Source organism: Streptomyces sp. NPDC033177, from assembly GCF_055577715.1.
Window position 1 is genome coordinate 321,003 of record NZ_JBVIPS010000006.1, and the last position, 21,452, is coordinate 342,454.

Genomic DNA, 21,452 nt, shown 5'->3' on the forward strand with positions numbered 1-21,452 from the left:
GCCGCGAGAGCAGCACGTCCGCGTCGGCCCCCCGGCAGGCGGCGCGGGAGGTCAGTGCGGGAGCGGCGGCCGCGATGGGCGGCACGCGCACCTCGCACCTGCCGGGCACAGCCGCGAATGCCGGCAGGCTGCAGGCCGCAGGGTGGGAGTTTGGTGCGGGCGGCAGCCCCGAGGGTGTCTCGTGTACGTCGGGCCCTGCTGCCGGGTGGAAGCCACGGCGGCCAGGTGTCAGCGTGTGAAGTTGTACTGCGTGAAGTCACCGATCGGGCGGTAGCCGAGGCGTTGATACAGCGCGTTGCTCGTGAGGTTGTCGGCGTCGGTGAAGAGCAGTACCTCGTCCGCGCCTGCCGCCAGCGCGGCACGGCTCACCTCGGCGGTAACCGCGCCCGCGTAGCCGCGTCCCCGCAGGTGGGCCGGGGTGTAGACCGGCGCGACCCGGACCTGGCCCGCGACCCGGCGGGTGTTGCCCGCCATGGCGACAGGGGTGCCGTCGGGGGTCTCCCAGAGGGTGACGCCTCCGTAGGTGATGCGGGCGTCGGCCCACTCGCCGGCCCCCATCGCCCCCTTCTCCCCGAGGGCCTCATGGAACTCCCCGTGCCACCGCACGAGCAGCTCCCGGTCGGCGTCGATCGCGATGCGCGCGGCTCCCGTCGGTGCGGGCTCGAGAGGGGTCAAAGTTCCGAGGCGGTACAGCCGCTGGGGGTAGCTGACGGCCGCGGTGGCCTTCGTCCGCCGCTCCCAGGCCGACGCGAACATGGCTGCCGTGGCGCTCTCGGCCCCGACCCCGGCAGGTTCGAGGCCCGCGTCCGCGAGTGCCCCGGCGAGCTCGTCGGCAGCGGCCTCGTCAGGGAGCGGGCTCAGGGCCAGGAAGTGGGGCGGGGTCCACAGAAACGCACCGGTCACCCCCTTGCCGGCCATGGCCGGCTTGCCGACCATGGCCGACTCGGCGGGCTTGCCTCGCTTGCCTGGCTCGGCGGGCTCGGCTGGCTCGGCGGGCTCGGCGGGCTCGGCTGGCTCGGCGGGCTCGGCTGGCTCGGTGGGCTCGGTGGGCTCGGTGGGCTCGGTGGGCTCGGTGGGCTCGGCTGGCCTACCTGCCTCGCCGGCCCCGGCTTCCGTGTGGATTCCGAAGAGCGGTTCCTTCTCCCCGTACACGTGCAGCCCCCGCACCCGCAGCGTGTCGGTGACGCTGAGCAGTGCGGTGTGCAGGGCGGGCGCCGAGTGCAGGAAGGCCGCCGCGCGGGAGAGGAACTCGCCGAGGTCAGAGGTCAACTGCCAGCCGGAATGCGGATACGGAGAGGAAGCCATGGGCCATGATCCCCCGCACTGTCCCGCCGGCAGAAGCAATTTACGGGGGCGGAGCACCCCGAGCACCCCGAGCACCCCGGGGCCGGTCAGCCCTCCGCCGCCCGCCGGAACACCGGCACCGTGACCCCCGCAGCACCCTCAGCCCCCTCAACGCCCCCCTCTCGGAACGCGACCTCCACCGCCATCCCGATCCGCAGCTCACCCTCCCCGGCGCCGACGATCTCCGTCATCATGCGCGGGCCCTCGGCGAGGTCGACGACGGCGGCGACGTACGGGACGCGGGAGCCGAACGGCGGCAGGTCGTTCCGGTGCACCACGGACCAGGTGTAGAGCGTGGCGGCGCCGCTCGCCCGCTCCCAGGTGACGTCCTCGCTCCAGCAGTGCGGGCAGAACTCGCGCGGATAGTGGTGCGCCTTGCCGCAGCCGCCGCAGCGGCGGATCAGGAGCTGCCCGTCGGCCGCCGCGTCCCAGTAGGTGTGGGTGAACGCGTCGGGCTCGGGAACGTCGAAGCGCGGGGCCGGGGCCGGGGCCCGGGCCGCGGGTGAGGACGGGGTCGCGGGTGAGGACGGGGCCGGCGACGGCGACGTGGCGCTCATAGGAACAGCCCCAACGCGTCGTCCAGCGACCACGCCTGCCAGGACATGGCGAACAGCGCGACGAGCGAGATCAGCGCCATCATCGCGTTCTGCCCCTGCTCGGCCCAGTCGTGGATCATGAGGACGAGGTAGAGGAGATTGAGCAACAGGCCGCCGATCAGCGCGATCGGGGTCAGGAATCCGACGATCAGGCCGAGCCCCAGGGCGAGTTCGGCGTACACGACGACGTACGCCATGGTCTTGGGGCGGGGCGCGACCACCGTCGAGAAGCCGCTGCGGACCGCGTTCCACTTGTGCTTCTGCGCCACGTCCGCCGCCCAGGCGATCCCCGTGCCCCGCTCGAACCAGCCCTTCTTGTCCTTGTGCCGCCAGCTCTCCAGCCACCACAGGCCGAGGCCTATGCGCAGCACGGCGAGCCATTCGGCGCCGGTGAGCCAGATCGTGTCCATGCGGCGGCTTCTCCCAGTCCGGTAGGTACAGGTCGTTGGCGGGATGCCCACGTACGCATCCCACAACGGCACGCCAGTCACCAACTTCTGACGGTACGTCAGTTCAGCGCATGGCCGTCACGTGCGCAAGGGGCGTACGCAAGAGGCCGTACGCCGCGCGGGCCCGCCGACGTGCCGCGCGCCCCACGGACTCAGGGCGCGCCGCGTACACCCGTGATCAATTCGCAACCGGTTTGGGGCTTGACCGTCCCCCATCAAGTGACCGCGTGATTACTCTCAGATTCATGGCCGACACCACTCCCCCACAAGCGCCACAACAAGACCGCCCTGTGTACGTCGTCGGCGGCGGACCCGGCGGGCTTTCCGTCGCGGCCGCCCTGCGCGCCCGCGGCGTACGCGCGGTCGTGCTCGAGAAGTCCGACCGGGTCGGCGCCTCCTGGCGCGGGCATTACGACCGCCTGCACCTGCACACGACGCGCCGCCTCTCCGGCCTGCCCGGACTCGCGATACCCCGTTCCTTCGGACGCTGGGTGTCACGTGACAACGTCCTGCGTTATCTGGAGAAGTACGCGGAGTTCCACCAGTTGGAAACAGTCACCGGCGTCGAGGTGTCCCGCCTGGAGCGGGCGGCCGACGGCAACGGCTGGCTGCTGCACGCCACCGGCGGACGCGAGCTGACCGGCAGCGCGGTGGTCATCGCCACCGGGTACAACCACACGCCCCACGTGCCGGACTGGCCCGGCCGAGACACGTACTCGGGCGAACTCGTGCACGCGAGCGCCTACCGCGACCCCGGTCCCTACGCGGGCAAGGACGTCCTGGTCGTCGGCGTCGGCAACACCGGCGCCGAGATCGCCGTCGACCTCGTCGCGGGCGGCGCGGCCCGCGTCCGGCTCGCGGTGCGCACCGCGCCGCACATCGTCCGCCGCTCCACGGCGGGCTGGCCCGCGCAGCGCACCGGAATCCTGTGCCGCAGGCTGCCCGTCGCGCTCGTGGACCGGCTCGCGGGCCCGATGGCGAAGGTGAGCGTCCCCGATCTGTCCGCGAAGGGGCTGCCGCGCCCCGACACGGGCCTGTACTCACGCGTGAAGGAGGGCGCGATCCCGGTCCAGGACGTGGGCCTGATCGACGCGGTGCGCAAGGGCAAGGTCGAACCGGTCGCGGCGCTCGACTCCTTCGAGGACGGCAAGGTCGTTCTCGCCGACGGCACGCGGATCGGCCCCGAAGCGGTCATCGCGGCCACGGGGTACCGCCGCGCCCTCGAACCGCTCCTCGGCGACCTCGGCGTACTCGACGCGAAGGGCTCCCCGCTGGTCCGTGGCGCCCGCACCTCGAAGTCGGCCCCCGGCCTGTACTTCACCGGCTTCACGAACCCCATCAGCGGAATGCTCCGGGAGATGGCCCTGGACGCGGAAAAGATCGCGAAGGCGATCGCAAGGGCAGCCTGAGGCCTTCGAAGGGCACGCGGCCGAGGCCCGCAAGGGTCGCGGGGGACTGCGCGACCACCACGACGGCCCGCAGACACCCGACGGACACGTCGCCCCCAAAGGGGCGCGGGGAACGGCGCGACCAGCCACAACAAACCCGCAGACACCCCACGGCCCTCCACAAGCCCCAGTGGCCGGTACTACCCCCTCCCGGCACCCCCGCCCCCGGAGGGGGGAGTAGCCCCCCAGGGCACCTGGGTACGCCTGCACCTGAGTGCGCCCCCACCGGGGGCACCGCTCAAGGGCCGCCCCCACTCTTTGCATGCAGCCCTGTTCCTGACGCAGCGTCAGTTCAGTAATCTGACTATGCGTCAGTTGCACTGCATTGCTGTCACACAGGAGCGGGCGGACCGATGCTTGGATCGACATACGGCACCTTCACCACCGACCCCCGCCGCGCGCGTGTTGTGGCCTGCGGCGAAGCCCCGGCACCCGCCGTCCACGGACACGCCGCCACGGCGGACGACCTGGACGTCAGCGGACGCCCCCTGTACGCCGACACACCGGATCTGGACCGGTTCTTCCGGCCCGAGTCCGTCGCCGTCATCGGCGCGTCGGACGCCGAAGGCCGGCCGAACACCGGCATCACGCGCCAGCTCATGGACTGGGCCGAGCGGTGCGGTGCCCGGCTGCACCCCGTGCATCCCACCCGTCAGACCGTCTTCGGCACCCCCTGTTACCCCTCCGTCGCGGACCTGCCGGAGCAGGTGGATCTGGCCGTACTTCTCGTCAGTGACCCCCTTCCGGTGATCGAGGAACTCGCCGAGTCCAAGGTGAAGTTCGCCGTCGCCTTCGCCTCGGGATTCGCGGAGACCGGCGAGGAGGGCGCGGCCGCCCAGGCCCGCCTCGCCGCCGCCGTGGAACGCTCGGGCCTGCGACTGCTCGGGCCCAACACCAACCTCAACGCCTTCGAGAAGTTCCGCGACGACCTCGAAGGCCCCGCCATCGCCCTGATCACCCAGTCCGGCCACCAAGGGCGCCCCGTCTTCACGATGCAGGAGATCGGCGTACGCCTCTCGCACTGGGCGCCCACCGGCAACGAGGCCGACCTGGAGACCTCCGACTTCATCTCCTACTTCGCCGAGCGCCCCGAGGTCGGGGCCATCGCCTGTTACGTCGAGGGGCTCAAGGACGGCCGCGCCTTCCTGCTCGCCGCCGACCGCGCCGCCCAGCGCGGCGTACCCGTCGTCGCGGTCAAGGTCGGCCGCACCGAGACCGGCGCGCGCATGGCCGCCTCACATACCGGCAAGCTCACCGGCGCCGACACGGTCGTCGACGCGGCGATGCGGCAGTACGGCGTGATCCGCGTGGACGGTCTCGACGAACTCCAGGACACCTCGGCCCTGTTGGCGCGCGCGAGGCCTCCGCAGGCCGAGGGCGTCGTCGTGTATTCGATCTCGGGCGGCACGGGCGCGCACTTCTCGGACCTGGCGACCGAGGCGGGGCTGCGCCTTCCGCCCCTCTCGGACGCCAAGCAGGCGGAGCTGCACCAGTGGATACCCGGCTACCTGAACGTCGCCAACCCCGTCGACAACGGCGGGCACCCGGTGGGCGACTGGCGCGGCCGGAAGATCATCGACGCGATCCTGGACGATCCGGAGGTGGGGGTGCTGATCTGTCCCATCACCGGCCCCTTCCCGCCCATGAGCGACAAGCTGGCGCAGGACCTGGTGGACGCGGCCGAGCAGACGGACAAGCTGGTGTGCGTGGTGTGGGGCTCGCCCGTCGGCACGGAGGATGCCTACCGCACGACGCTGCTCGGCTCGTCCCGCGTCGCCACCTTCCGCACGTTCGGCAACTGCATCACGGCGGTGCGGGCCTATCTCGACCACCACCGCTTCACGACCCGCTACCGCTCCCCCTTCGCCGAGGCCCCGCGCACCGCCTCGCCGTCCTTCCGCAAGGCCCAGGCGCTGATGCGGTCCGGCCAGCAGTTGAGCGAGCACGCGGCGAAGCAGTTGCTGCGCGCGTACGGGATTCGCGTACCGCGCGAGCAGTTGGTGACCAGCGCGGCGGCGGCCGTGCGGGCGGCGGGGCTCGTCGGCTACCCGGTGGTGATGAAGGCGTCCGGGTCGCGGCTGGCCCACAAGAGCGACCTGGGCCTGGTGAAGGTGGGCTTGACCTCGGCGAGTCAAGTGCGGGACGCCTACCGGGACCTGACCGACATCGCCCGCTACGAAGGCATCGCGCTGGACGGTGTGCTGGTCTGCCAGATGGTGGAGCGGGGCGTCGAGATGGTGGTGGGTGTGACACAGGACGAGCTGTTCGGGCCGACGGTGACCGTCGGGCTCGGGGGCGTGCTCGTCGAGGTGCTGCGGGACGTGGCCGTACGGGTGCCGCCCTTCGGGGAGGACCAGGCCCTCGCGATGCTTTCCGAGCTGCGCGGGCGGCCCCTGCTCGACGGGGTGCGCGGAGGGCCGCCGGTCGATGTCGACGCGCTCGTCGAGGTGGTGCTGCGGGTCCAGCGGATGGCTCTTGAGCTGGGCGACGAGTTGGCTGAGCTGGACATCAATCCCCTGATGGTGCTGCCGCGGGGGCAGGGGGCGGTTGCCCTGGACGCCTTGGCCGTCTGCCGCTGAGCGGCTTCTCGGGGCGCCACTACGCAGCCAAGACCTCCCGGCCATCCGCCCGGCCACCCGAACCCGCCACCGGATTGGCCACCCAGCCACCCGACCGGCCATCCGCCCGGCCACTCTCCTAAGCACCCCGCAGCGAAATGGAGTACGCAGCCCCATGACACCACCACCCTCCCCCGAAGCCGGAACTGATCCAACCGATCCAACCGATCCAGCTGATCCAACCGATCCCCTCGACTCATTGGTACTCCACGCCACTGACAACGGCGTCTCGTGGATCACGCTCAATCGGCCCGAAGCCATGAACGCCGTCACCTGGGACCAGCGCGAACGCGTCATCTCGCTCCTCGCGGACGCCTCCGCCGACCCCTCGGTGCGAGCCGTGGTGATCACCGCCACCGGCAGGGGTTTCTGCGCGGGGGCGGATCTACGCGGGGCTCCGGGTTCCGGTGCCGAACGCGTGCCCGGTGATGTGGCCCGCGTGATCAGGCTGGGTGCCCAGCGCCTCATCGCCGCCGTGCTTGACTGCGAGAAGCCGGTCATCGCCGCGGTCAACGGGATCGCAGCGGGGATCGGCGCGCATCTCGCGTTCGCCTGCGATCTCGTCATCGCCGCCGAACAGGCCAAGTTCATCGAGGTGTTCGTCCGCAGGGGCCTGGTGCCCGACGGTGGCGGCGCCTATCTCCTCCCTCGCCTCATCGGCCCGCAGCGGGCCAAGGAGCTGATGTTCTTCGGGGACTCCGTGCCGGCCGCGGACGCCGAACGGCTCGGCCTCGTCAATCGCGTCGTACCGGCCGACGAGCTGGAGAAGACGGCCCGCACCTGGGCGGAACGCCTCGCCACGGGGCCGACCCGCGCCATCGCCATGACCAAGCAACTGGTCAACGCGTCCCTTGATTCGGACCGAGCCGCCGCCTTCGCGGCGGAGGCGGCGGCCCAGGAGATCAACATGACGACGACGGACGCGAACGAGGGCGTGACCAGCTTCGTGGAACGCCGCTCACCTTCGTACGAGGGCCGCTGAGGCCCCACGCGACCCCATGCAGCCTCATGCAACGCCACGCGGCCCCATACAGTCCCACGCGGCCGCCGACGCGACATTCCCGCGCCCCTCGACGGCTCCACCCCTTCCCATCTGACGACCCGTCAGCTTCAATGGCTGATGTGATGGGACATGCGGGAATGGCGGCCACCGTCGTCCGATACCTCAGGTCGGTCGGAGCGCCGACCACCAGCGGGCCGGTCGAGGCCCTTCCGCGGCCGCAGTTGCGGGCCGTCGGGGACGACGAGCGGGCGCCGCTCGGTGCGGGCGAGTTCCGGCGTGTGCTCGGGAACTTCGCGACCGGCGTGACCGTTGTCACGGCACCGGCATCCGAAGGGGAGGAAGGACCGGCGGGGTTCGCCTGTCAGTCGTTCTCCTCGCTCTCCCTCGACCCGCCCCTGGTCTCCTTCATGGTCGCGCGTACGTCGACGACGTGGCCCCGCATCGCACGCGCGGGCGTCTTCTGCGTCAACATCCTGGGCGCCGACCAGGGAGCCCTGTGCCGCGGCTTCGCGGTGAGCGGCGCCGACAAGTTCGCGGGGGTCGTGTACGACGCGGCGCCCGTCACCGGCTCGCCCCGCCTGGCCGGCGTACCGGCCTGGATCGACTGCACGATCCAGGCGGTGCACACCGGGGGCGACCACCTGATCGTGGTCGGCAGGGTCGACGCCCTGGGCGCCACCGACGACGGCGAACCGCTGCTCTTCCACCGGGGAAAGTTCGGCAGGTTCGGCGGGCTCGGCAGCGTCGACGCGCCCGCTACGTGAGAGCGGGCGGCCGCGCGGCCGACTCGTCCCCGACCCGCCGGATCACCAGCGCCATCAGCGCCGCCGCCGCGCACAGCGCCCCCGAGGCGATCCACATCACGTCGTACGACCCGAAGGCATCGCGCACGACACCGCCGATGACGGCCACGAGCGCGGCGCCCACCTGGTGCGAGGCGAGCACCCAGCCGAAGACGATGGCGCTGTCGTCGCCGTACTGCTCGCGGCACAGGGCCAGGGTCGGTGGCACGGTCGCCACCCAGTCGAGGCCGTAGAAGACGATGAAGAAGATCATCGGCGGGTGCACGGTCGGCGCGAGCAGCAGCGGCAGGAAGAGCAGCGAGACGCCGCGCAGCGCGTAGTACACGGCAAGGAGACGCCGCGCGTCGAAGCGGTCGGTGAACCAGCCGGAGGCGATCGTGCCCACGACGTCGAAGACGCCGATGACGGCGAGGAGCGAGGCGGCCACCCTGACCGGCATGTGTTCGTCGTGCGCGGCGGGTATGAAGTGCGTCTGGATCAGGCCGTTCGTCGAGGCGCCGCAGATGGCGAAGGTCCCCGCGAGCAGCCAGAACGGGCCGGTACGGGCCGCCTTGAACAGCACCGTCACCGCACGTCGCGCCGCCCCCGTCGCGGGCGGCGGCTTCTCCACGAACTGCTCGGAGCCGTACGGCTTCAGGCCCACGTCCGCCGGATGGTCGCGCAGCAGCAGCCACACGAACGGGACAACGGCGAGGGCTGCCAGGGCGACGGTCACCGCGGCGGGCCGCCACTCATGGGCCTGCACGAGCCAGGAGAGCACCGGCAGGAAGATCAGCTGCCCGGACGCGGAGGCCGCCGTCAGGATGCCGGTGACGAGTCCGCGCCGCGTGGTGAACCAGCGGTTGGTGACGGTGGCGGCGAAGGCGAGCGCCATGGACCCCGAGCCGAGTCCGACGAGCAGGCCCCAGCACAGCAGCAGCTGCCAGGCGTGCTGCATCCACACGGTGAGGCCGGAGCCGAGCGCGATCACGACGAGCGCGACGGCGACGACCCTGCGGATACCGAAGCGGTCCATCAGCGCGGCGGCGAACGGTGCGGTGAGTCCGTACAGCGCGAGGTTGATGGAGACCGCGAGGCCGATCGTGCCGCGCGACCAGTCGAACTCGTCGTGCAGCGGGTCGATGAGCAGGCCCGGCAGGGAGCGGAAGGCGGCGGCGCCGATGATCGTCACGAAGGTGACGGCGGCGACGAACCATGCCCGGTGGATACGACGGCGGCGCCTCGGCACCTCCAGGGGCGGCTCGACCGCCTGATTCACGTCTGTCTGGGTCACGACAATCAGCATCGGGACACGTCCAGGCCCGAACGAGTGGCCCGAAGGACAGCATTGGCTAGGATCGGGCCATGACCGCAGCCAAAGGCGCCCCGGGAGTGCCCGCCACCGCACGTCACCGTGTGGTGGTCCTGGCCCTGGACGGCGTCATCCCCTTCGAGTTCGGCATCCCGCAGCGGATCTTCGGCCGCGCGCGGACCGCTGACGGCGCGCTGCTGTACGAGGTCGTGACCGCCTCCGTCCGCGAGCCGGGCCCGGTGCGCACGGACGCCGACTTCTCGATCCTCGTGGAGAACGGCCCGCAGGCCCTGGCCACGGCCGACACGGTCGTGATCCCCGCGTCGTACGAGCTGGGTCCGGTCTACGAAGAGGGCCGCCTGACCGGCGAACTGGCGTCGGCCCTGGCCCACGTCCGGCCGGGCACCCGCATGATCTCCATCTGCACGGGCGGGTACGTCCTGGCCGCGGCGGGCTATCTCGACGGCCGCACGGCGACGGCGCACTGGGCGTCGGCGGAGCACTTCCAGCGGCTCTTCCCGCGGATCACGGTGGATGCGGAGGTGCTCTTCATCGACGACGGCGACGTGCTCACCTCGGCGGGTGTGGCGGCGGGCATCGACCTCTGCCTTCATGTCGTGCGCGGTGACCACGGGTCGGCGGTCGCCAATGATGTCGCGCGCCGTACGGTGGTGCCGCCGCACCGGGACGGGGGTCAGGCCCAGTACATCCAACGCCCGGTTCCGGAGCCGCAGTTCGCGACGACGACGTCCGCGCGGGCGTGGGCCCTCGCCCGGCTGCACGAGCCGATCCAGCTCCGGGACATGGCGGACCAGGAGTCCATGTCCGTACGCACCTTCACGCGCCGTTTCCGCGAGGAGGTGGGCATCAGCCCCGGCCAGTGGCTCGCGCAGCAGCGGGTCGAGCGGGCCCGTCATCTCCTGGAGTCGAGCGATCTCTCCGTGGACCGGATCGCGCGGGACGCGGGCTTCGGCACGGCGCAGTCGATGCGGGGGCACTTGCAGGCGGCTCTGGGTGTGACGCCCACGGCCTACCGCCGCACCTTCCGAGCGGGGGCGCTGACCGAGTCTCGACGGTGACCCCGGGGCCGCCCCTCCCCTTACCGAACAAGCCTTTCCCGCCCACCCACCCGATTGCCCCGCAGCACCACCTGAATGAACAGACCGGGCCCCATCTCAGAATGTCAGCACCCCCCGCGCCACCCGTCCCGCCTCCGCGTCCCCCACCGCCTTTGCGAAGTCCTCCACCGGGTACGTCTCCGTCACCAGTTCGTCCAGTAGCAGGCGCCCCGCCCGATACAGCTCCGCGTACAGGGCGAAGTCCCGTTGCGGGCGGGCCGAGCCGTAGCGGCAGCCCAGGATCGACTTGTCCAGGAACAGGGACGACACCAGGAACGACGCCTCGGCCGTGGCCGGCGGCACCCCGAGGAGGATCGCCTGGCCATGCCGGTCCAGGAGGTCGACCGCCTGCCGGATCAGCTCGACCCGGCCCACGCACTCGAAGACGTGGTCCGCCCCCGTCGGCAGCAGTTTCCGCACGCCGTCTGCCGCCGCCGACGAGAAGAAGTGCGTCGCGCCGAACTGCCGTGCCACCGGCTCCTTCGCGGGGTTCGCGTCGACCGCCACGATCCGCGTCGCACCGGCGATCCTCGCCCCCTGGAGCACGTTCAGGCCGATGCCACCGGTCCCGATCACCACCACACTGTCCCCGCGGTCGACCTTCGCCCGGTTGAGGGCGGCGCCGACCCCCGTCACCACCCCGCAGCCGATCAACGCGGCCGACGTCAGCGGAATGTCCTCCGGGATCTTCACGGCCTGCACGGCCTTCACCACGGTGCGTTCCGCGAACGCGGAGTTCGCCGCGAACTGGTAAATCGGCTCGCCGCCCCGCGAGAAGGGCTGGTCCGGCATCCCGATCGCGCGCCGGCACATGGTCGGCCGCCCCCGGTTGCACTCCCCGCACGCCCCGCAGCTCGCGATGGTCGACAGGGCCACGTGGTCACCGGCCGTCACATGGGTCACTCCCGCGCCAACCGCCTCCACCACCCCCGCCCCTTCGTGCCCGAGCACCACCGGCGAAGGGAAAGGGATGGTCCCGTCGATCACGGAGAGGTCGCTGTGGCACAGCCCTGCGGCCTTGACGGCGACCAGTACCTCCCCCGGCCCCGGGTCCCGTATCTCCAGGTCGTCGACGACCTCGACCCTGCTCCCCTCGGCCCTGCTCCTGTCGAAAACGACACCCCTCATCGCGACTCCCTCGGCAGGCCGAGCACGCGCTCGGCGATGATGTTCCGCTGAATCTCGTCCGAGCCGCCATAGATGGTGTCGGCCCGCGTGAAGAGGAAGAGCCGTTGCAGCGCGTCGAGTTCGTAGGGTGCGTCCTCGCTCCAGTCACCGGGGCCGACCGCCCCCGCGGGCCCCCGCACGGCCATGGCCAGCTCCCCGAGGCGCTGATGCCACCCGCCCCACAGCAGCTTGGCCACACTCGGCACCCCCGCGTCCGCGCCGCCCGAACTCCCCAACGTACGCAGCGCGTTCCATCGCATGACCCGCAACTCCGCCCACTGCCGTACGAGGCGGTCCCGCAGCACGGGGTCTTCGACGGCGCCGCTCGTGACGGCCTCCCGGACGACGCCTCCCAGCTCCTCCGCGAATCCGATCTGCTGCACCAGAGTCGAGACGCCTCGCTCGAAGCCGAGCAGACTCATGGCGACGCGCCACCCGTTGCCGGCGCCGCCCACCACGTGCGAGGCACGCGCGATCGCCCCGTCGAAGAAGACCTCGTTGAACTCGCTCGTCCCCGTCAACTGCCGTATGGGCCGCACCTCGACGCGCCCCGGCTGGTCCATCGGCACCAGCAGGAAGGAGATTCCCCGGTGGCCGACGGACCCCGCCTCCGTCCGCGCGAGGACGAAACACCAGTCCGCCTCGTGCGCGAGGGAGGTCCAGATCTTCTGCCCGGTGACGCGGTACACCTCGCCGTCCCGCACCGCCGAGGTCCACAGCCCCGCCAGGTCCGATCCGGCCCCCGGCTCGCTGTAGCCCTGGCACCACAGCGCCTCGCCGCGCGCGACGGGCGGCAGGAACTCGTCCCGCTGCTCCTGCGTGCCGTGGGCCAGGAGCGTGGGGGCCAGCAGGTTCTCGCCGATGTGGCCGTAGCGTCCGGGTGCCCGCACGCGCGCGTACTCCTCGGCCCAGACGACCTGCTGGGTCAGCGTCGCCCGCCGATTCCCGTACGCACCACGGCCCGGCCCCGAACCGTCCTTCGAGTCCGCGCCTTCGCCCTCCCCGGCGCCCCACCCGAGGCCGATCCACCCGCCCCGCCCCAACTCCCTTTCCCAGGCGCGCCTTTCCGCCGGCCCCTCATGCTCACTGCCGGGCCCGCCGCGCCCCGCAGCCCCGGCGAACACCCCCGTCAGGTGCTCCCCGAGCCACGCCCGTGCCTCCGCCCGGAACTCCTCGTCCTCGGGACCGAATCCGAACTCCACCGCCCGGCCCGCCCGGCCTACGCGTTCGGCCGGTCTTTGGCGGCCGCGGCCTTCGCCATCGCCTCCAGCTGGGCCAGCATCGGCATCGGGTCGACCCCCACCGTCCCCGGCAGGAAGTCGGCGATCTTCTCCGGGGTCCAGCCGCCCTCGACATACCCGGCACGCAGCTCACGCGGCTGGGCCCATACGGCGATCTTCGGGCCGGCGACCGTGTAGACCTGCCCGGTGATCTTCTCCTCCCGGGCCCGCTCGCTCAGCAGATACGTGACCAGCGCGGCCACGTCCTCCGGCTCACCGATCTCCTTCAGCTCCATGGGCACGTTGGCGGACATCCTCGTGCGCGCGACAGGAGCCACCGCGTTCGCCGTCACCCCGTACTTGTTCAGGCCGAGGGCCGCGCTGCGCACCAGCGAGATGATCCCGCCCTTGGCCGCGCTGTAGTTGGCCTGCGCCACGGAACCCTGGTGGTTGCCGCTGGTGAAGCCGATCAGCGTGCCCGTGCCCTGCTTGCGCATGACCGCCGACGCGGCCCGGAAGACGGTGAACGTGCCCTTCAGGTGCGTGGCGACCACCGGGTCCCACTCCTGTTCGGACATGTTGAAGAGCATCCGTTCGCGCAAGATCCCGGCCACGCAGACCACGCCGTCGATGCGCCCGTACTCGGCGAGCGCGATGTCGACGATCCGCTGGCCGCCCGCCATGGTGGAGATGTCGTCGGCGACGGCCACGGCCTCGCCGCCCGCCGCCTGGATCTCCTTGACCACGCCGTCGGCTATCTCGCTGGTCGGTTCCGCGCCCTCCATGGAGACGCCGTAGTCGTTCACGACGACCTTCGCCCCCTCGGCCGCGGCGGCGAGCGCGACCGCTCTGCCGATGCCGCGCCCGGCACCGGTCACGGCCACCACCTTGCCTGCCAAGAAGTTCCCCACGTCCGGCCCCTTCCCGCGGTTTCTGACGGACCGTTAGATTCTATGACCCGTCAGATACCCGAAGACAAGACCCGGGGAGGACCCATGTCAGACTCGGCACCCACGCGACCCGCAGAATCGGCCCTGCCGCCCGAGTTCTTCGACATCGCCAAACGCGTGAACAACTGGGGACGTTGGGGCGTCGACGACGAGATCGGCACCCTCAACCTCATCACCGACGAAGTCGTCCGCGAGGCCGCCGCGTCCATCCGCACCGGACGCCGCGTCGCGCTCGCGCTGCCCCTCAAGGAGGACGGCGTCCAGACGGGCCTGATACCCGGCCGCGTCAACCCCCTCCACTCGATGGTGCAGATCAACCAGGAGCTCTTCGGTCCCGGTACGGTCGCCACCAGCGACGACGCCGTCACGATGGGCCTGCAGACGGCCACCCACTGGGACGCGCTCACCCACGCGTCGCACTCGGGAAAGATCTACAACGGCCGTCCCGCGGACACCATCACCGCCCACACCCGCGCGCAGTTCAGCGGCATCGACAAGGTGCCGCATCTCGTCTCGCGCGGTGCACTCCTTGACGTCGCCCGCGCCAAGGGTGTGGACCGGCTGCCCGGCGATCACGCGGTCACCCCCGAAGACCTGGCGGAGGCAGAGGAGTTCGCGGGGGTCACCGTCCGTGCCGGCGACATCGTCCTCGTACGCACCGGGCAGATCCAGACCTATCTGGCGGGCGACAAGCACGCGTACGGATATCCGTCCCCCGGCCTTTCGGTGCGCACCCCCGAGTGGTTCCACGCGCGCGATGTCGCGGCGGTCGCCAACGACACCCTCACCTTCGAGATCTTCCCGCCGGAGATCGAGAACCTCTGGCTGCCCGTACACGCACTCGACCTGGTGGAGATGGGGATGCTGCAGGGCCAGAACTGGAATCTGGAAAAGTTGTCCACAGCCTGTGCAGAAGTTTCCCGCTACAGCTTCCTTCTCTCCGCGATGCCCGAGCCGTTCGTCGGCGGCACGGGGACCCCTGTAGCGCCGGTCGCGGTGTTGTGAGCTTCCCGAACCTTCCGTGAGCCTTCGGATGGCGGCGCCCCGGCTCCCGCCCCGAGCGCGTTGCCGCGCGCGCCGCCATCCGGCTCCGGCGCCCTGGTCCTGCCCTACTCGGCCACGAAGGGACCGACGCCGACGGCGACCCACATCTCGCCGAGGTCCGGGTCACAGGCACCGTCCCTCGACGTCCCCTCGCGGCGAATCGCTGCACACAAGCGTGATCAATCGGACACGGTACGTCAACACCCGTCCGGTGATTAATGAATTATGCCGCTTATGTACCGGACGCGCACGGCCGCGCACCGTGGCACGCGACGGCGCATGCGGACGACCGCAACCGCCCTACGATCGCGCAGGACCACCGCATGGCCCGCCAGGGACCGCCATTCGGTCGCGCAGGACCACCGCATGGCCGCCAGGGACCGCCATGCGGGGCTCAGACCGCCTCGTACGCCACGTCCTCGTAGGTCGTCCCGTCGAACGCGACCGCCGCGACTCCCGGCTCGCACCGGTCCACCTCGCACCAGATGCTCTTTCCCGCGCCCTCGGCCTGCCAGCCCCAGCGGTCGGCGAGGCCGTCGACGAGTTCCAGGCCCCGGCCGTTGGTCGCGTCGCCGTCGGCGTGCCGCTGCTTGGGCGGACGCGCGCTGGCATCGCAGACCTCGACCCTGACCGTTCCCGGACCCGCGCCGGCCGTCCCCGGACCCGCGCCCGCGGCTTCGTCGGGCACGTCCGGGACGTCGGGGAGCCGCATACGCAGCACGGCCGGACAGCCCGTGTGCACCACCGCGTTGGTGACCAGCTCCGAGATCAGCAGGATCAGCGTCTCCGCCAGTGGCTCGTCGACCCTTATCCCGGAACCGGCGAGCCGCGAACGCGCCCACCTTCGGGCCCGCCCCACCTCTGCGGGGTCGGGCCTGACCTCCAGCTGAACTTGAAGCACCTGCACCGCTCACACCATCCGAACCGGCGGACACATCGCCTCGCGACTCCACGGGGTCACGGAACGTGATCCCCTTGAGAGACAGCATGGTTGACGTTCAGTCACCCCAACAAGCGCTTCAGGCATATTCCAGCGCGAAGGAGTACGCGTGCGGCATACTGTGCGACGCGCGCTGCAGGGGGTCGAACAGGCGGGCATGAAGCCCCTTCCTGCACTGCGAGCGGCATGCATTGCCAGCTCCGGCGCCGCCTCACAGGCAACACCGGCATGGCTCGACCTCAGAACCACTCGCATCTGACACAAGGTACCGGAGCGGAAGCCCGACTCCATGCCGTGACGAGTCACGCATAGGACACAACCCGGTATCGACGCTCAGTAGCCTCCCCCCACTTCGCGGACTTCACAAGTCGATCACTCTGCGCGCCCACAAGGGGCTTGGGGCCTACAGGGCCGCCGCCAACTCTTCCTCGGCCCGGGCGGCCGACTGTCCGAGCCCGGCCCGCGCCCAGGCCCGCTTCAGATGCAGGTGGACGTCGGCCTCCCACGTGAAGCCCATCCCGCCGTGCACCTGGAGGCAGTCGCGCGCGCCGCGCACCGCCGCGTCGTCGGCGAGGAGCTTGGCCGCCGCCATCTCCGCGGCGTCACCGGTGACCGACGCTGCGTACACGGCGGCGCGGGCGACCTCCGTGCGGACGAGCATCTGCGCGCAGAGGTGCTTGACGGCCTGGAAGGACCCGATGGGGCGGTCGAATTGCGTACGTTCTCGGGCATAACGGACCGCTGTCTCGCAGGTCTTGCCCGCGCTGCCGAGCTGTTCCGCCGCGAGCAGCAGGTCCGCCTCCGGTGCCGCCGAGCCTTCCGAAGCCGCCGACCCGTCCGTCCGTTCACCCGGCACCCGGTGCAGCGGCGTCAGCGGGTCGACCGACCGCAGCCGTACGGCGCCGGAGGCATCGCCGTGGACCACGTCCGCCTCGTCCAGCCACGGAACGAGACCACCGGACACGGCCGTCACCACCGTCGCCCCCTGGGCCGCTCCCGTGACGTGGGGCACCGCGAGGAACGTGGCCACCAGCGGCCCGGGGAGCAGCACGCGCCCCGCCTCCTCGAACGCCAGGACGGCTTCCGGAAGTCCGAGTCCGACCCCGCCCTGCGCCTCCGGCACCCGCAGCGAGAAGAACCCGGCGTCCCCGAGCTCCCGCCACAGGGCCCGGTCCAGCGCGGGCGCCCCGGAGTCCGCCGCTTCCCGCAGCGCGACCCCGCCGAACCGCCCCTCCAGGACTTCGCGCACCCCGTCCCGCAACGCCTGTTGATCTTCCGTGAGTTGGAAGTCCACGTGGCCCCTCACCGCCCCTTCGGGAGGCCGAGTATGCGCTCGGCCACGATGTTCTGCTGGATCTGCGAGGTCCCGGCGGCGATCGTGTACGAGAGGGAGGAGAGCCGGTCCAGGGTCCACTCGTGGCCGAGGTCCAGCGCGCCGGACCCGAGGACCTCGCTCGCCGCCTCGTACAGCTCCTGGCGTGCGTGCGAGTAGCGCAGCTTGAAGACGGAGCCGCCGATGCCCGGCACGCCGGTGCCGGCCCGCTGGGACTCGCTGACGTTCCACTGCGTGAGCCGCCACAGCGCCCCGAACTCGGCGCTGAGCCTGCCGAGCCTGCGCCGGAGCACCGCGTCGTCCCAGCGGCCGTTCTTGCGGGCCTCGCGGGCGAGCTCGCCCAGGACGCGTCGGCAGGCGACGACCTCGCCCACGAAGGCCGTCCCCCGCTCGTAGGACAGGGTCACCATCGTCACGCGCCAGCCGTCGTTCTCGGCGCCGACCCGGTTGGCGATCGGCACCCGCACCTCGTCGAGGAACACCTCGGCGAACTCGGTCGACCCGGCGAGTGTGCGCAGAGGGCGGACGGTGATGCCGGGGGCGTCCATCGGCATCGCGAGCCAGGTGATGCCGCGGTGCTTGGGGACGTCCTCGCTCACCGGTGTCGTCCGCACGAGGAGCTCGCACCAGTCGGCGACCTCCGCGTGCGAGGTCCAGATCTTGGAGCCGCTCACCACGTAGTCGTCGCCGTCCCGCCACGCGCGCGTGCGCAGCGACGCGAGGTCGGAGCCCGCGTCCGGCTCGCTGAAGCCCTGGCACCACACCTCGTCGCCGCGCAGTACGGGCGGCAGCCACCGGGCCCGCTGTTCGGCGGTTCCTTCGGAGGCGATGGTGGGGCCCGCGTGCAGCAGGCCGACGAAGTTCGCGCCCACGTAGGGCGCGCCTGCCTTCTCGGTCTCCTCCAGGAAGATCAGGTGCTGGGTGGGGGTGGCTCCTCGGCCGCCCGCGTCGACGGGCCAGTGCAGGCCCGCGTACCCGGCGTCGTACAGCCTGCACTGCCACCCCATGTCGTACGACCTGCGCCCCGGCCAGTCCAACGGGTCGGGGCGCGGCGGCAGTTGCGGAAGTGTGCGGGCCAGCCATGCGCGCAGGCCGGCCCGGAAGGATTCCTCCTCCTGCGTGTAGGTGAGGTCCACGTCAGGCCCGCTTGCCCTGGTCCAGGTCGCGATGCAGGTCTCGGTCCAGGTCGAGGCCCAGCATGCGGATGGCGTTGCCGCGCATCAGCTTGTAGACCGTCTCGTCGTCCAGGCCCTTGACGTGGTCGAGGGCGACTTCCTTGGTGTGCGGGAAGGTCGAGTCGACGTGCGGGTAGTCGGTCTCGAAGGTGGCGTTGTCGCGGCCGACGACGTCGAGCGAGGCGACGCCGTGCTTGTCGCGGAAGAAGCAGCAGAACATCTGCCGGTAGTAGTACGTGGAGGGCGGCTCGGGGATCAGGTCGCGGACGCCGCCCCAGGCGCGGTGCTCCTCCCACACGTCGTCGGCACGTTCGAGGGCGTACGGGATCCAGCCCATCTGGCCCTCGCTGTAGGCGAGTTTGAGGGTGGGGAACTTGACCAGGACCCCGCTGAAGAGGAAGTCCATCATCGAGGCCATCGCGTTGTTGAAGGAGAGCGCGGCCTGGACGGCGGGCGGGGCGTCCGGTGAGGCGGCGGGCATCTGGGAGCTCGACCCGATGTGCATGTTGACGACCGTGCCGGTCTCCTGGCAGATCGCGAAGAAGGGGTCCCAGTAGCCGGAGTGGATCGAGGGCAGCCCCAGGTAGGTGGGGATCTCGGAGAAGGTGACCGCCCGGACGCCCCGCGCGGCATTCCGTTTGATCTCGGCGACGGCGAGGTCGATGTCCCACAGCGGGATGATGCAGAGCGGGATGAGCCGGCCGCCGCTGTCGCCGCACCACTCCTCGACCATCCAGTCGTTGTAGGCGCGCACGCAGGCCAGGGCGACCTCCTTGTCGTGCGCCTCGGCGAAGGTCTGGCCGCAGAACCGGGGGAAGGTGGGGAAGCAGAGGGACGCCTCGACGTGGTTCAGGTCCATGTCCTTGAGCCGTTCGGCCGGGTCCCAGCAGCCGCGGCGCATCTCGGCCCGGGTGATCCCCTCAAGGGTCATGTCGTCGCGGTCGAAGCCGACCGCCGCGATGTTCCGCTTGTACGGGAACTTGAGGTCCTCGTAGATCCACCAGTCGGTGGGAGGGCCGTCCGGGTCCATCGTGATCTGGTACTTGCCCGCCACGTAGGCGAGTTCGCCGATGCCGGCTGTGAGGGGCTTGGGGCCGCGGTCGCGGTATTTGGCGGGCAGCCAGGTGTCGAAGAGATGCGGCGGCTCGATCACGTGGTCGTCGACGCTGACGATCCGGGGAAGCTCGGTCATGGTGTCCTGCCTTTCAAGGGGCCTGGCGGTCATCTCTCCGGTCCCTCCGGGCTATCTGATGACCCGTCAGATAGCAGGCTAGCCGCGCACCCCTGGACCGACAAGGCGGTGAGGCTTACGCTCTCGGCACGATCTGACTGGCCGTCAGTTCAGTTGCTGTCGTGAGGGGATCGCATGAGGACCTCGGAGAACGAGACCGCGTACGAACTGGGGGCATCCCGCACCCTCTGGGAGCTCATCGACCGCCGCGCCCGGCTCACTCCCGACGCACCCGTCCTCATCCAGGCCGCGGCCGACCCCGCCGACGACCGGACGCTGACCTTCGGCGAGCTGCGCGACCGTGCCGAACGGGTGGCCGCGGGCCTGTACGCGATGGGGGTGCGCCCCGGCACCGTCGTGGCCTGGCAGCTGCCCACGCGCATCGAGACCGCCCTGCTCTCCTTCGCGCTGGCCCGCATCGGCGCCGTCCAGTCACCGGTCATCCCCTTCTACCGCGACCGCGAAGTCGGCTTCGCGCTACGGGAGTCGAAGGCGGAGTTCTTCGCCGTGCCGGGCGTGTGGCGGGGCTTCGACCACACGGAGATGGCACGACGGCTCGGCGCGCGGGGCGTATTCGAGGCGTACGCGTACGACGACCTGCCCGACGGCGACCCGTCCGCCCTGCCCCCGCCGCCCTCGGACGGCACATCGGTGCGCTGGATCTACTGGACGTCGGGGACGACGTCCGACCCCAAGGGCGTGCTGCACACGGACCGTTCGCTGATAGCGGGCGGCTCGTGCCTCGCGCACGCGCTGCACCTCTCGGCCGACGACATCGGCTCGATGGCCTTCCCCTTCGCGCACATCGCGGGCCCCGATTACACCGTGATGCTGCTCCTGTACGGCTTCCCCGCGGTGATGTTCGAGACCTTCGCGCTGCCGGACGCGCTCGACGGCTACCGGCGGCACGGCGTGACGGTGGCGGGCGGTTCGACCGCGTTCTACTCGATGTTCCTCGCCGAGCAGCGCAAGCTGGCACCCGGCGAGAAGGTCATCCCCACCCTGCGCCTCCTCGCGGGCGGCGGTGCGCCGAAGCCGCCGGAGATCTATCACGCGGTCGTACGCGAGATGGGCTGCCAACTGACCCACGGGTACGGCATGACCGAGGTGCCGATGATCACCATGGGGGCCCCGGACGACACGGCGGAGAACCTGGCGACGACGGAGGGGAAGCCGCCGGAGGGCATGGAGATCCGGATCACGGACACCGAGGGCAAGGAGGTGCCCGCCGGGGTCGACGGCGAGGTGCGGCTGCGTGGGGAGGCGGTCTGCCGGGGCTACTTGGACCCCGCCCAGAGCGAGGGGGTCTTCGACGCGGACGGCTTCCTGCTCACCGGCGACCTGGGCCACGTGCGGCCGAGCGGGCATCTCGTGCTCACCGGGCGGGCCAAGGACATCATCATCCGCAAGGGCGAGAACATCTCCGCGAAGGAGATCGAGGACCTGCTGCACCGGCATCCGGCCGTCGGCGACGCGGCGGTGATCGGCCTCCCGGACCCCGAACGGGGCGAGCGGGTCTGCGCGGTGATCGAGCGGCGGCCGGGTGCTCACGATGCTCACGACGCGCTGACTCTGGCCTCCCTGACGGCGTATCTGCGCGGGGAAGGACTCTCCACGTACAAGCTGCCGGAGCAACTGGAGCTGGTGGAGGCCCTCCCCCGCAACGAGACGCTGCGCAAGGTACTCAAGTACAAGCTGCGGGATCGGTTCACACGGGGCTAG

General features: G+C 71.1%; 18 protein-coding genes. 7 read left to right on the forward strand and 11 right to left on the reverse strand.

Annotated elements, in window-relative coordinates; all coding sequences use genetic code 11:
* Nucleotides 1–228: 228 nt before the first annotated feature.
* From ACZ5U5_RS22380 to ACZ5U5_RS22390, 3 genes are all read right to left on the reverse strand, one after another.
* On the reverse strand, nt 229–1,305 hold the full coding sequence (locus ACZ5U5_RS22380) for a GNAT family N-acetyltransferase (RefSeq protein WP_469024357.1): 1,077 nt from the start codon (nt 1,303–1,305) through the stop codon (nt 229–231).
* 86 nt (nt 1,306–1,391) lie between these two features.
* Complete coding sequence (locus ACZ5U5_RS22385; protein WP_469024360.1) at nt 1,392–1,901, reverse strand: Zn-ribbon domain-containing OB-fold protein; 510 nt, start codon at nt 1,899–1,901, stop codon at nt 1,392–1,394.
* The gene (locus ACZ5U5_RS22390) at nt 1,898–2,350 is read right to left on the reverse strand and encodes a DoxX family membrane protein (protein WP_469024362.1); all 453 of its coding nucleotides are present in this window, start codon (nt 2,348–2,350) and stop codon (nt 1,898–1,900) included. The genes ACZ5U5_RS22385 and ACZ5U5_RS22390 overlap by 4 nt, the downstream gene beginning before the upstream one ends.
* Nucleotides 2,351–2,634: 284 nt before the next feature.
* Between ACZ5U5_RS22390 and ACZ5U5_RS22395 the strand changes: the two genes are divergently transcribed.
* From ACZ5U5_RS22395 to ACZ5U5_RS22410, 4 genes are all read left to right on the forward strand, one after another.
* Entirely contained in the window at nt 2,635–3,798 is a 1,164-nt protein-coding gene (locus tag ACZ5U5_RS22395) for a flavin-containing monooxygenase (protein ID WP_469024365.1), read from the forward strand.
* A 392-nt stretch (nt 3,799–4,190) separates the two neighbouring features.
* Entirely contained in the window at nt 4,191–6,416 is a 2,226-nt protein-coding gene (locus tag ACZ5U5_RS22400) for an acetate--CoA ligase family protein (protein WP_469024367.1), read from the forward strand.
* A gap of 154 nt (nt 6,417–6,570) precedes the next feature.
* Nucleotides 6,571–7,437 carry an enoyl-CoA hydratase/isomerase family protein gene (locus tag ACZ5U5_RS22405; RefSeq protein WP_469024369.1) on the forward strand — a complete coding sequence of 289 codons (867 nt, stop codon included), beginning with the start codon at nt 6,571–6,573 and terminating at the stop codon, nt 7,435–7,437.
* A gap of 143 nt (nt 7,438–7,580) precedes the next feature.
* Nucleotides 7,581–8,222, forward strand: a complete 642-nt coding sequence (locus ACZ5U5_RS22410; RefSeq protein ID WP_469024372.1) for a flavin reductase family protein — start codon at nt 7,581–7,583, stop codon at nt 8,220–8,222.
* On the opposite strand, the gene ACZ5U5_RS22415 is transcribed toward ACZ5U5_RS22410, so the two are convergent.
* Nucleotides 8,215–9,546, reverse strand: coding sequence for an MFS transporter (locus ACZ5U5_RS22415; RefSeq protein ID WP_469024374.1), 1,332 nt, complete (start codon nt 9,544–9,546; stop codon nt 8,215–8,217). The two genes, ACZ5U5_RS22410 and ACZ5U5_RS22415, sit on opposite strands and share 8 nt — an antisense overlap.
* 59 nt (nt 9,547–9,605) lie before the next feature.
* Between ACZ5U5_RS22415 and ACZ5U5_RS22420 the strand changes: the two genes are divergently transcribed.
* A complete protein-coding gene (locus ACZ5U5_RS22420) occupies nt 9,606–10,631 on the forward strand; it encodes a GlxA family transcriptional regulator (protein WP_469024376.1) in 1,026 nt (341 codons plus the stop codon).
* A gap of 96 nt (nt 10,632–10,727) precedes the next feature.
* On the opposite strand, the gene ACZ5U5_RS22425 is transcribed toward ACZ5U5_RS22420, so the two are convergent.
* Genes ACZ5U5_RS22425 through ACZ5U5_RS22435 form a run of 3 tightly spaced genes read right to left on the reverse strand, consistent with a single transcriptional unit; the run spans nt 10,728 to nt 13,968 of the window.
* Nucleotides 10,728–11,798 carry a Zn-dependent alcohol dehydrogenase gene (locus tag ACZ5U5_RS22425; RefSeq protein WP_469024379.1) on the reverse strand — a complete coding sequence of 357 codons (1,071 nt, stop codon included), beginning with the start codon at nt 11,796–11,798 and terminating at the stop codon, nt 10,728–10,730.
* Nucleotides 11,795–13,039, reverse strand: coding sequence for an acyl-CoA dehydrogenase family protein (locus ACZ5U5_RS22430; RefSeq protein WP_469024381.1), 1,245 nt, complete (start codon nt 13,037–13,039; stop codon nt 11,795–11,797). Before ACZ5U5_RS22430 ends, ACZ5U5_RS22425 begins: the two co-directional genes overlap by 4 nt.
* Nucleotides 13,040–13,056: 17 nt before the next feature.
* Nucleotides 13,057–13,968: an SDR family NAD(P)-dependent oxidoreductase gene (locus ACZ5U5_RS22435; RefSeq protein WP_469024384.1), complete on the reverse strand. Its 912-nt coding sequence runs from the start codon at nt 13,966–13,968 to the stop codon at nt 13,057–13,059.
* A gap of 84 nt (nt 13,969–14,052) precedes the next feature.
* Here ACZ5U5_RS22435 and ACZ5U5_RS22440 point away from each other — a divergent pair, with 84 nt between their 5' ends.
* Nucleotides 14,053–15,012: a cyclase family protein gene (locus ACZ5U5_RS22440; protein ID WP_469024386.1), complete on the forward strand. Its 960-nt coding sequence runs from the start codon at nt 14,053–14,055 to the stop codon at nt 15,010–15,012.
* Nucleotides 15,013–15,445: 433 nt separating this feature from the next.
* Here the strand turns inward: ACZ5U5_RS22440 and ACZ5U5_RS22445 are convergent, their stop codons facing one another.
* The 4 genes from ACZ5U5_RS22445 to ACZ5U5_RS22460 all read right to left on the reverse strand — a co-directional run bounded on the left by ACZ5U5_RS22445 (nt 15,446) and on the right by ACZ5U5_RS22460 (nt 19,691).
* Nucleotides 15,446–15,958 (reverse strand): ATP-binding protein, encoded by a 513-nt coding sequence (locus tag ACZ5U5_RS22445; RefSeq protein WP_469024388.1) that lies wholly within the window; start codon nt 15,956–15,958, stop codon nt 15,446–15,448.
* Nucleotides 15,959–16,394: 436 nt separating this feature from the next.
* Complete coding sequence (locus ACZ5U5_RS22450; protein ID WP_469024390.1) at nt 16,395–17,285, reverse strand: acyl-CoA dehydrogenase family protein; 891 nt, start codon at nt 17,283–17,285, stop codon at nt 16,395–16,397.
* An 8-nt stretch (nt 17,286–17,293) separates the two neighbouring features.
* A complete protein-coding gene (locus ACZ5U5_RS22455; protein WP_469024393.1) occupies nt 17,294–18,460 on the reverse strand; it encodes an acyl-CoA dehydrogenase in 1,167 nt (388 codons plus the stop codon).
* Nucleotide 18,461: 1 nt separating this feature from the next.
* Nucleotides 18,462–19,691: an amidohydrolase family protein gene (locus tag ACZ5U5_RS22460; protein WP_469024395.1), complete on the reverse strand. Its 1,230-nt coding sequence runs from the start codon at nt 19,689–19,691 to the stop codon at nt 18,462–18,464.
* 174 nt (nt 19,692–19,865) lie between these two features.
* On the opposite strand from ACZ5U5_RS22460, the gene ACZ5U5_RS22465 reads away from it, so the two are divergent.
* Nucleotides 19,866–21,452, forward strand: coding sequence for a class I adenylate-forming enzyme family protein (locus tag ACZ5U5_RS22465; RefSeq protein WP_469024397.1), 1,587 nt, complete (start codon nt 19,866–19,868; stop codon nt 21,450–21,452).